This window comes from Kitasatospora sp. NPDC043949, assembly GCF_056435365.1.
The window spans coordinates 1-9,856 of record NZ_JBWKEQ010000100.1 but is presented as its reverse complement, the minus strand read 5'-3'; the positions used below and the strand labels follow the sequence as shown (position 1 = coordinate 9,856).

10 protein-coding genes and 1 pseudogene are annotated in these 9,856 nt (G+C 72.9%); 5 read left to right on the top strand and 6 right to left on the bottom strand.

Annotated features, from left to right (window positions below):
- The first annotated feature begins 119 nt into the window (after positions 1-119).
- On the top strand, positions 120-1,007 hold the full coding sequence (locus tag AC07AL_RS38185; protein WP_478319542.1) for an alpha/beta fold hydrolase: 888 nt from the start codon (positions 120-122) through the stop codon (positions 1,005-1,007).
- A complete protein-coding gene (locus AC07AL_RS38180) occupies positions 1,004-1,666 on the top strand; it encodes a 4'-phosphopantetheinyl transferase family protein (protein WP_363589604.1) in 663 nt (220 codons plus the stop codon). Before AC07AL_RS38185 ends, AC07AL_RS38180 begins: the two co-directional genes overlap by 4 nt.
- Before the next feature lie 170 nt (positions 1,667-1,836).
- On the opposite strand, the gene AC07AL_RS38175 is transcribed toward AC07AL_RS38180, so the two are convergent.
- The gene (locus AC07AL_RS38175) at positions 1,837-2,676 is read right to left on the bottom strand and encodes an SAM-dependent methyltransferase (RefSeq protein ID WP_400989885.1); all 840 of its coding nucleotides are present in this window, start codon (positions 2,674-2,676) and stop codon (positions 1,837-1,839) included.
- A gap of 118 nt (positions 2,677-2,794) precedes the next feature.
- Positions 2,795-3,469: a helix-turn-helix domain-containing protein gene (locus AC07AL_RS38170; protein WP_478319541.1), complete on the bottom strand. Its 675-nt coding sequence runs from the start codon at positions 3,467-3,469 to the stop codon at positions 2,795-2,797.
- 182 nt (positions 3,470-3,651) lie between these two features.
- Between AC07AL_RS38170 and AC07AL_RS38165 the strand changes: the two genes are divergently transcribed.
- The 3 genes from AC07AL_RS38165 to AC07AL_RS38155 all read left to right on the top strand — a co-directional run bounded on the left by AC07AL_RS38165 (position 3,652) and on the right by AC07AL_RS38155 (position 7,307).
- Positions 3,652-4,842, top strand: a complete 1,191-nt coding sequence (locus tag AC07AL_RS38165; RefSeq protein WP_363626321.1) for a cytochrome P450 — start codon at positions 3,652-3,654, stop codon at positions 4,840-4,842.
- Between the two features lie 299 nt (positions 4,843-5,141).
- The gene (locus AC07AL_RS38160) at positions 5,142-5,843 is read left to right on the top strand and encodes a hypothetical protein (RefSeq protein ID WP_478319540.1); all 702 of its coding nucleotides are present in this window, start codon (positions 5,142-5,144) and stop codon (positions 5,841-5,843) included.
- 102 nt (positions 5,844-5,945) lie between these two features.
- Positions 5,946-7,307: a M64 family metallopeptidase gene (locus tag AC07AL_RS38155; RefSeq protein WP_363589596.1), complete on the top strand. Its 1,362-nt coding sequence runs from the start codon at positions 5,946-5,948 to the stop codon at positions 7,305-7,307.
- A gap of 178 nt (positions 7,308-7,485) precedes the next feature.
- Here the strand turns inward: AC07AL_RS38155 and AC07AL_RS38150 are convergent, their stop codons facing one another.
- From AC07AL_RS38150 to AC07AL_RS38135, 4 genes and pseudogenes are all read right to left on the bottom strand, one after another.
- Complete coding sequence (locus AC07AL_RS38150) at positions 7,486-7,719, bottom strand: hypothetical protein (protein ID WP_380425384.1); 234 nt, start codon at positions 7,717-7,719, stop codon at positions 7,486-7,488.
- A gap of 444 nt (positions 7,720-8,163) precedes the next feature.
- Entirely contained in the window at positions 8,164-8,772 is a 609-nt protein-coding gene (locus AC07AL_RS38145) for an anthrone oxygenase family protein (RefSeq protein WP_363589724.1), read from the bottom strand.
- A gap of 223 nt (positions 8,773-8,995) precedes the next feature.
- On the bottom strand, positions 8,996-9,655 hold the full coding sequence (locus AC07AL_RS38140; protein WP_400807885.1) for a hemerythrin domain-containing protein: 660 nt from the start codon (positions 9,653-9,655) through the stop codon (positions 8,996-8,998).
- Positions 9,656-9,739: 84 nt separating this feature from the next.
- A pseudogene (locus AC07AL_RS38135) lies at positions 9,740-9,856 on the bottom strand (NmrA family transcriptional regulator); the annotation flags it as partial.

The following is a 9,856-nucleotide window of genomic DNA, read 5'->3' as shown; positions in this document are numbered from 1 at the left end:
CTCCTCCCCAAACACACCATCCCCAACCAACACACCAAAGCCACCCACAACGCCCTCACCAACCTCAACCACCAACTCACACACAACACAAACACCACAGACGCAGGCAGGAGCACCTCGTGACCACCACCACTGACATCACCATCACCGACCTCACCACCACCACCCCCGACGGCGCCCGCCTCACCGTCGCCATCCACCACCCCGCCCACATCGACCCCCACGACACCACCCCCACCAGCACGCCCCTGATCGTCCTCGCCCACGGCTGGGGCGCCACCCACACCGTCTGGCACGCCACGGCCCGGCTGCTGGCCGCCCAGGGCCACACCGTCGTCGCCTACGACCAGCGCGGCCACGGCACCAGCACCCTTGGCGACAAGGCCCTCACCATCCAGCAACTCGGGCACGACCTCGCCACCGTCGCCGACGCCCTCGCCCCTCACCGTCCCGTCGTCATCGCCGGCCACTCAGGCGGCGGTTACGCCGCGCTCGCCTACGCCACCCAGCTCTACGCCGACGCCCCCCGCACCGCGCCCCAGCGCCTCGTCGGCCTCCTCCTCGCCGCCAGCGCCGCCGACGACCAGCAGACCCCTCCGGGCGAACTCCGCATCATGAAGACGAAGGCCTTCCAGCGCGCCCTCAAGAGCCCCCGGCTCGGCCGCCAGCTCCTCAAGAAGACCCTCCACCCCAACACCCCCGCTCACACCCAGGAGACCAACCGCCGTCTCTTCGCCAACACCAACCCCCACATCCGTCTCACCACCTTCGCCTCCACCAGCACCATGGACCACACCCCCCACCTCCGGAACATCACCACCCCCACCACGATCCTTCGTGGCACCCACGACACCTCTGTCGGCCAGACCCACATCCGCACCCTCCAAACCCACCTCCCCAACACCACCGTCGACACCCTCTCCGACGCCGGCCACATCCTCCCGCTCGAAGCCCCTCACCAAATCGCCCGCCAGATCCACCAGCTCACACTCACTTCGCAGCGGTGACCACCACCTCCCTCACCACCGAGCTGGGCAGGCTCCTGCCGCCAACTGTCCACTGCACCGAGGCCTTCGGGCCGCCGCCCCAGGGCGCGCTCCTTCCTGCGGAGCGCGCCCACATCGGTGGCCGATCGCCCCGCAGGCAGCGGCAGTTCACCGCCGCCCGCACGCTCGCCCGTCGTGCTCTCGCCCAGCTCGGCCACCCTCCGGTCCCGCTGCTCCCGGGGCCGGGCGGGGCCCCCGAGTGGCCGTCGGGGACCGTCGGGAGCATCACCCACTGCGACGGTTACACCGCTTGCGCTGCGGCGCACGCGGCCGATGTCATCTCGCTCGGCATCGACGCCGAGCCTGCTCTGCCGCTCCCCGACGGGGTCCTCGCCCTCACCGCTTCCGAGGACGAGCGTCACCGGATCGGCCGGCTACCTCACGGCCAAGTCCCTTGGGACCGGCTGCTCTTCAGCGCCAAGGAGGCCACCTACAAGGCCTGCTACCCGCTCACCCGACGCTGGACCGGGCTGGCCGGCATCTCCGTGCGCCTCCACCCCGACCGCACCTTCACCGCCCACCACCCCCACCTGCCCGGCCGTTGCCACGGCCGCTGGACCAGCACCGATGCCGTCCTCCTCACCGCCCTCACCATCCCGCACGGGACCACGACCGGCTGAGCGCGCAGCACCGCAGCACCGCAGCACCGCAGCACCGAGGGGACAGTCGACGGATCGGTCAGAGGGACCACCCGACCGGCAAGGAGCCCGGCCCATGGCACTGGCCCACACGCTCACGCTCATCGCCGACGCCGCCGTCTGCCCCGTCTGCCCCACCTGGGCCTTCGTCCTCAACGCGCAGGGCTGTCCAGGCCGTTGTCGCCGGTGCGCACCGCTTCGATGAAGCCGGTGGTGCTCGGGCCCGAGCCGGGCGGGAAGGGGCGGCCGTACGCGGCGGCGACCTCGTCGAGCAGGGTGAGCCGGGTGTTCCAGCCGTGGGCGTCGAGCCACTCGTGGGTGTGGGGGCCGAGGCCGCCCTGCCACAGGTCGGTGATGTGGGCGAGGGCCGGGTCCTGCGGGGTACTGGTCACGTCCCGGCCCTTTTCGAGCAGCAGTCGGCTGCCCGGGGCGGAGAGGGTGCCGACGGCGGTGAGCAGGCCGGCCGCCTGGTCGGCGGTGAGGTAGACCAGCAGTCCTTCGGCCAGCCAGACGGTGGGCCGCTCCGGGTCGAGGCCGGCTTCGACGAGGCGGCGCGGCCAGTCCGGGTCCAGCAGGTCGCCGGGCAGCGTGGTGCGTTCGCCGGCCGGGTCGGCGCCGAGTTCGTCCAGGACCTGCTGCTTGAAGGTCAGGACGGGCGCGAGGTCGAGTTCGAAGAGGCGGGTGCCGGCCGGCCAGTCGAGCCGGTAGGCGCGGGCGTCCAGGCCTGCCGCGAGCAGGACGACCTGGTCCGCGCCGGCGGCGAGCAGGCGGTCGTCGTAGAAGCGGGTGCGCAGGATGCCGTGGACCACCAGGCCTTTGGCGAGGCCGCTCGCCGGTCCCGAGGTGGGCATCGGCATGCCGGAGGCGGTGACGAAGGCGGCGGCGTAGGGGTCGGTGAAGAGCGGTTCGGGGCGGGAGCTCTCGTAGGCGCGCACCAGCGCGACGGACAGGGCGGTACGGGAGACCGGGCTCAGCGGGTCGGTGGTCGTCATGCCCGGGAATCTACCCCGGCGCCGAGTCGGCCGGGCCGGCACTCCCCCTCGCCGGACCAGGCCGGGCCGGACGGGCACCTGGCCTGCGGGGACAGCGAGTTGACGCAACGCCACGAGGTCACGTCAGGAGGTGACGCCAGCGGTCGGCGGACTCCATCATGTCCCGGATGACGCGTTCCAGGAACGTCCCGCCCCTGGCCAGCCGCTGCCCCACGGGGCTGTCGGGCCCGAACTCCGCCGCGGCCGTCATCGCGATCCGCGCCGTCCCGAGCGTCTCCCGCGAGCCGATCATGATCGAGTGGTACCAGGCCTCGTCGTCGACCACGTAGATGTCGCGACGCCGCTGCGGATCGCGTTCGCGCCGGACGTACCCGTGCTGGACCAGGTAGTTCACGGCCACTGAGACGGAGGCCGCACTGACGTTCAGCCTGCGGGTCAGCTCGGCCGCCGTGCGCCTGCCGTCCTCGGACAGCAGCAGGTCGATGTGCACGCGCGCCGTCATCCTCGGCAGCCCCGTTCTGACCGCCATCTCGATGATCTCCTCTCCCGTCGGGCTGTCCGAGGGCCCGTCCGCAGGCGGCGGCGCCGGGGTGCCGCGCCGCGCGCGCTGGACCGTCGCCCGGTGCGCCTGTTCGGGCCGGTAGCCGCCGGGGCCGCCGTTGCGCCCGATCTCCCGGCTGATCGTCGACGTCGGCCGGTCGAGCCGCCTGGCGATCTCGGCGTAGGAGAGCCCGTCGGCGAGTCCGGCCGCGATGCGCTGGCGGTCCTGCTGGGTCAGTCGTCCTCCTGGCATGCCGCCAGTATTGCCTTCGCATTCATTCATTGCAATGCAGCATTGCATTCGACTTCAGCGTCATTGCATCAATTTACCGCTGTTCACCTGGGATAACTTCTTCGACCGATTGCGACCATGCTGAATGCAACGTAGCTTTCGAAGAGTCCCGAAGACGCATTTCCGCGAGATGAGGAACGGTCATGGGTGAATCCGTCCACACCGTCACCACGTTGCCGACGGCGCGCCCGCCCGGCTGCCCCTTCGACCCGCCGGCCGAGCTGACCGACGCCCGACGGCACGGCCCCATCAGCCGCTACACCCACCCCGGCGGGGCGGCCGGCTGGCTGATCACCGGGTACGAGCTGGTCAGGTCGGTCCTGGCCGACCCTCGGTTCAGCTCGCGCAAGGAGCTCATCAACGTGGGCGACTTCGAGATTCCTCCGGCTCCGCCCGGCGAGTTCCTCCTCATGGACGACCCGCAGCACGGGCGCTACCGGAAGCCGCTGGTGGGCAAGTTCACCGTGCGGCGGATGCGGCTGCTCGCCGAGCGCGTCGAGCAGATCACCGCCGAGTGCCTGGACGCCATGGAGGCGGCCGGGCCGTCGGCGGACCTGGTGACCGCGTTCGCCAAGCCCATCCCCGCCATCGTGATCTGCGAGCTGCTGGGGGTGCCGTACGAGGACCGCGGCTCCTTCCAGGAGCAGATCGACTCGTTCGTGAACGGGGAGACGAGCGACGAGGAGCTGATCGCGGCCTACACGGCGACCCAGCAGTACCTCGCGGAGCTGGTGGCCGCCAAGCGCGCGAACCCCACCGACGACGTGCTCAGCGATCTCATGGACGGCGACCTCACCGATGAGGAGCTGAGAGGCGTCAGCCTGATCCTGCTGGCGGCCGGGCTCGACACCACCGCGAACATGCTGGCGCTGGGCACCTTCGCGCTGCTGCAGAACCCGGCGCAGCTGGCCGATCTGCGCGCCGATCCCACGCTCACCGGCCGGGCCGTCGAGGAACTGCTGCGGTACCTGAGCGTCGCCAAGTCGTTCATGAGGACGGCGCTGGAGGACGTCGAGTTGGGAGGCCAGACCATCAAGGCCGGCACGACGGTCATCCTGTCGTACAACACCGCCAACCGTGACCCAGAGCGCTTCGCCGATCCCCACGTGCTCGACTTCCGGCGGCAGTACGCCGGGCATCTGGCCTTCGGCCACGGCGTCCACCAGTGCCTGGGGCAGCAGCTGGCCCGCGTCGAGCTGAGCGTCGCGATCACCGCGCTCGTCAAGCGCTTCCCCACGCTGCGCCTGGCCGTACCGGCGGAGGAGGTCGGCCTGCGGCCGGAGGCCGCGGACATCTACGGGGTGAAGAGCCTCCCGGTCACCTGGGACGCGTGACCGGGAACCGGCCCGGGCGAGGTCGGGGCCAGGGTCGGGGTCCGGGTCGGGATCGGGGGACCCGCCCGGGCGGAGGGGCCGAGGTGGTCCGCCCGCGCCCGGAACGACCGAAAACACGCGGTCACCGGCGCACCTCCCGCACCCCGGGCATGGCACAAGTCCGTTACAGCGGTGCCGGGTTCCTCCCGCCCCGCACGCGTCCCTGGCATCATCCAAGTCCGTGCCGCCCCCGGAGCGGCCCACGGCGTGCCGGGGCGTCGGCCCGCATGGCGACCGACGTCCAGACGAGGGGGAGTCCGATGACGCTGTTCGGCAAGCCGCCGGGCCCGCAGGACGCCCGGCCGCGCGGGCGGGCCACCGCGCTGACGCCGCGGGTCGTGGCGCAGGCCCTGCTCCTGCTGCTCGGACTGTCCGCGGTCGGCCTCGGGTTCGCGCGGTTCGTCGGCGCGTACCACGAGGGGTGGGCGTACCGCGGCGCCCCGGTCTGCGGCGCTCCGGCGATCGGGCCCGGGGTGGACTGCACGCTGCGGGAGAGCGGGCGGGTGACGAAGAGGGCGGTGGAGCGGGACGGCGACTCGACCTCGTACACCCTGACCGTGGCCCGCGAGAAGGCTCCGACCGGCACCTACGACGTCGGGGAGGCGTTCTACGACGACGTGCGGATCGACACGGTCGTGAACCTGACGGTCTGGAGGGGCCAGGTGGTCGAGGTCGACTACCAGGGGCACCGGGCGCGCAATCCGCACACCCTGTGGCTGGCCATCCTGAAGCTGGCGCTGCTGATCGGCGCGGGCACGGCCCTGATCACGGGCGGCCTGCTCGGGCCGAACGTGCGCTCCTGGTGGATCTCGGCCGGGATGTCCGTACCCGTGGCGGTCACCACGCTGGTGGGTGCCGCCATGCTCCTCCTGATGGACTGGCCGCTGCCCGTGACCGTGACCCTGGCCGTCCTGGCCTGGCTGCTCGCGGTCTCCGTCATCAGCGGGATGTCCGCGGAGTAGCGGCCCGGAGCGGATCCGGAATGCCCCTCACAGGTTGTCAGGTTCTCAACATGGGAAATAGGCTGCCACCTCCCGCTCACGCCACCACCGGGGAGGCCACCCATGCCCAGCAGTACCAGGAGCCGCAGGACCAGAACCGCCGCAACCCTCCTCACCGCCGCCCTGGCCGCGGCCCTCCTCGGCGGCGCCCCCGCGCTCGCCGCACCCGGAGCCCCGCCCGGACCCACGACGGGCGCCGTCCCCATAGCCGCTCCGGCGGACGGCCGGCACCCGGTCGAGGTGTTCGGCGAGGACGGCGGCATCTCCCGGGCCCTCGTCCCCGGCGGCTCCCCGTACACGGCCGGCTCCCGCGCCCAGGGCGTGGCCCCGCTCCAGGACGACGGCGACGTCACCGCGCTGGTGCGCAACGGCGATCCGGCCGCCAAGCTCGACGTGGTGGTCATCGGCGACGGCTACGCGACGCAGGAACAGGAGAAGTTCCGCAGCGACGCGGCCGAGAAGTGGCGCGAGATCACCGCCGTCGAGCCGTACGCCACCTACCGCAACCTGTTCAACGTCTGGGCGGTGTCGGCCGTTTCGCCCGAGTCGGGCGTCTCCGGGGATCCGGACCAGACGACCGTCCGGCACACCGCGCTGGGCTCGTACTTCTGGTGCGACGGGGTGGAGCGGCTGCTCTGCGTGGACGAGAAGGCGGTCGAGCGCTACGCGGCCAAGGCCCCGCAGGCGGACCTGGTGATCGTGGTGGCCAACAGCACCAAGTACGGCGGCGCGGGCTACAACGACGTGAAGTCCCCGCTCGGTTACGAGGGCATCGCCACCGTGGCGGGCGGCAACGCGAAGTCCGGGCAGATCGCGGTGCACGAGACCGGGCACTCGCTGGGCAAGCTCGCCGACGAGTACGCGTACGACGGCCAGGGCACCTACCAGGGCGCGGAGCCGGCCGAGGCCAACATCAGTACGCTGACCGCCGACCGGATGCGCGCCCAGGGCACCAAGTGGTCCCGCTGGCTCGGCCGGACGTCACCCGACGGCGGGACGGTCGGCGCGTACGAGGGCGGCGGCTACTACCCGACAGGGCTGTACCGGCCGACCGAGAACTCGATCATGCGCTCGCTCGGGCGGGAGTTCAACCTGCCCGGACGGGAGGCGATGATCGCCGGCTTCTACCGTCACGCGACCCCGCTGACGAGTCCCGTCTCCACCGCCACCCGGCTCACCTCCGCCAGCCGCCTCACCGTCGACCTGCCCGTCCCGGGCACCCGGCTGCGCTGGTTCCTGGACGGACGCGAGCTGCCCGGACAGCGCGGGCGTACCGCGCCCGACCTCGCCGCCCTCCACCCGGGCGGACCCCGCTCCCGGCCGCACCTGCTCACGGCCGTCGCCACCGACCCCACCCCGGCGGTGGCCGACCCGGCGCTGCGCGAGCACCTGACCGGGAGCCTGTCCTGGCTGGTGACGCTCTGACGCGCGTCCACCACGGCGACGGCCCCGGGGGGGGGGGGGGGGGGGGGGGGGGGGGGGGGGGGGGGGGGGGCGGCGGCCCCCCCCCCCCCCCCTCCCCCCGCCCCCCCCCCCCCCCCCCCCCCCCCCCCCCCCCCCCCCCCCCCCCCCCCCCCCCCCCCCCCCCCGGGCCCGGCCGTCCCTACCGCCCGCCCTCTCCCGGCCTGCGAGGGGGGTTGCGCCGCAGCGGGGCCAGTTCCCGGGCCAGCGTCCGCACGTCCACGGCTATCCGCGCCGCGAGTTCGCCCGGCCCCGCGTCGCCCGGCAGGCGCCGGGACCAGGAACGCGCCTTGGCCGGACCGTCCTGGACCATGTCGAAGTTCAGCCGCACCGCCCCCGCCACGTCGGCCAGGGTCACCAGGATCCGGGTGTCCACGAGGTCGATCGTGACCTCGTTCCCGATGCACGAACACGCCACCAGACCCTCGATGTCCTCCTCCGCCAGATATCTGGCCAGGGGAACCGCTCTCCCCCGGATCAGGTACGGACGTATCACCGCCACCACAGACCCCGCCCCCTCTCCAGCTCACCGGACACGCCGACCACCGTACGGCCCGGCAACGGCGCAAGCGCACCGCAACGACCGGGCCCGCCCATGCTCCACCCATAGCCCCCGGATCGCCAAGTCCAGGACGTCCCAGGTGACTTGACCGACAGCACTGGCCCGGCGCACCGGCGCACGCCCCGGCGCACTCGGGCGCCCCGCCATCGAGCCCGGGGGCAGCAGGCCCGCCGCACCCGAAACGCACGAACGCCCGCCCGCACGAGGCGGACGGGCATCCCCGCGGCCGCGCAGCCCTGCGGCGCGCGGCCGGGCCGCTCAGCGGCCCAGGCGGCTGAACCGGCCATGCAGGACCAACGAGCGGCTCAGGGCCGCCAGGCCCGCCGTGCAGAGCAGTGTGCGGAGCATGTTGGCGGCCACCCAGGTGCCCTCGAACTTGGCGCGCACGCCGGCGAAGTCGTGGATCTGGGACGGGTCGCCGGCCGCCGCCAGCTCGTTGTTGAGCGGGATGTTGACGCCCATCGTGACCATCAGCGCCACCACGTACAGCACCGTCGCCCCGGCCGCCCACAGCGCCGCCTGGCGCCGGCCGGCCTTGTGCTGGAGCCAGGCCGCCACGCCGGTGGCGGCGAAGGCTCCGACGAAGACCAGGCCGAACATCCCGTTCTCGATCGACGAGTTGATGTGCTGCATCGCCGTCACGTACGTCCGGTCGTCCCCGGCCGCGAGGCCGGGCATCACCGACACGTCGAAGGCGAAGAACAGGCCCGCCATCAGGCCCATCGCGATGGTGGCGCCCGCCAGGACGGGCCCGGCGGCGCGGCCCTGCCCGGCGGTTCCGCCGTACGGTGAACTCCCCGGCCGCACACCGCCGATGGCCGACGGGACCGCGTACGACACCGGTGCCGACCTCTGATCCGAACGCATCACAGGACCCCTTTTCACTCTCCCGGCCCCGCAGGACGCGGCGCCGGCGAACAGCGGAACGAACGACACCACCCACCGTGCGGTGCCACCCGCAACGGAACCGCGACAACCGGAACCCCGCTACGCGCGACGACACTTGCGGCACCGGAGAGTGCCGGGTGCCGGGAGGAGTGCCGGGAGGAGTGCCGGGAGGAGTCCAGGGGAGTTGGAAAGGGGCCCGCGGTCACAGAACCGGGTTCAGGGTGCGCCGGTACCGGCGCTCCAGCACCGTACGGCCGATCAGCCGCACCGGGCCCGGGATGGTGGCCGACACGGCCCGCACGGACGCCGCGTCCGCGCCGTCGAACATCCACGGCTGCAGGTACGTCATGACCTGCCCCGGCGCGCTCTGGATGATCCGCCGCTCCACCCGCAGGTACTCGTCCACCGGCAGGCCCGCGATCGCCGGGAACACCACCGGCTCCTCGTGCCCCAGGTGCTCGCGGATCAGGTTCTCGAACCCCGCCGCGGCCTCGGGCAGTTCGGCGATCCGGCGGGCGGAGAGCACGTCCGCGACCCGGCGCATCGTCCGGTCGAGCGCTTCGTGGTCCTGCTCCAGGATGCCGCCGCCGTCGAAGCCGGCCAGCCGCTCGCGCAGGAAGGGCCAGAGGATCTCGTCCTCGCTGTGGTGGTGCCAGTCGATGACGGCCCGCAGCCGGCCGAACCAGTCCGCCAGGGCCGCCGCGGGGCCCCAGCCGCCCGCGGACGAACCCCGGGCGGCGGCCGCGCTCAGCCGCGCGGCGTCCCGGCGCATCGCCACGTGCATCAGCCCGAAGCCCCGGATGTGCCCGGGCAGCGAGCCCACGCCCTGCTCACTCGACCAGACCTGCTTGCCGTCCGACATGGCCAAACCTCCACTGTTATGTCCGGATACACGACCGACGCCCGCCCGGTGGCGGCCTGTTCGGGCCGCCACCGGCGAGCCGGATCACACGTTCCACACGCCCGAAGCGGCGGCCTCGCGGGCGAAGTCGGCGAAGTCCCGCGGCTCACGCCCCAACGCCCGCCGCACCCCGTCCCCCAACGAAGCGTTACGACCGTCCAG

Bases quoted from the DNA above. Each gene is read 5' to 3' on its own strand.
- AC07AL_RS38145 (WP_363589724.1), bottom strand. From the start codon at position 8,772: ATGCGTTCGGATCAGAGGTCGGCACCGGTGTCGTACGCGGTCCCGTCG.
- AC07AL_RS38160 (WP_478319540.1), top strand. From the start codon at position 5,142: ATGACGCTGTTCGGCAAGCCGCCGGGCCCGCAGGACGCCCGGCCGCGC.
- AC07AL_RS38140 (WP_400807885.1), bottom strand. From the start codon at position 9,655: ATGTCGGACGGCAAGCAGGTCTGGTCGAGTGAGCAGGGCGTGGGCTCG.
- AC07AL_RS38175 (WP_400989885.1), bottom strand. From the start codon at position 2,676: ATGACGACCACCGACCCGCTGAGCCCGGTCTCCCGTACCGCCCTGTCC.
- AC07AL_RS38170 (WP_478319541.1), bottom strand. From the start codon at position 3,469: ATGCCAGGAGGACGACTGACCCAGCAGGACCGCCAGCGCATCGCGGCC.
- AC07AL_RS38165 (WP_363626321.1), top strand. From the start codon at position 3,652: ATGGGTGAATCCGTCCACACCGTCACCACGTTGCCGACGGCGCGCCCG.
- AC07AL_RS38155 (WP_363589596.1), top strand. From the start codon at position 5,946: ATGCCCAGCAGTACCAGGAGCCGCAGGACCAGAACCGCCGCAACCCTC.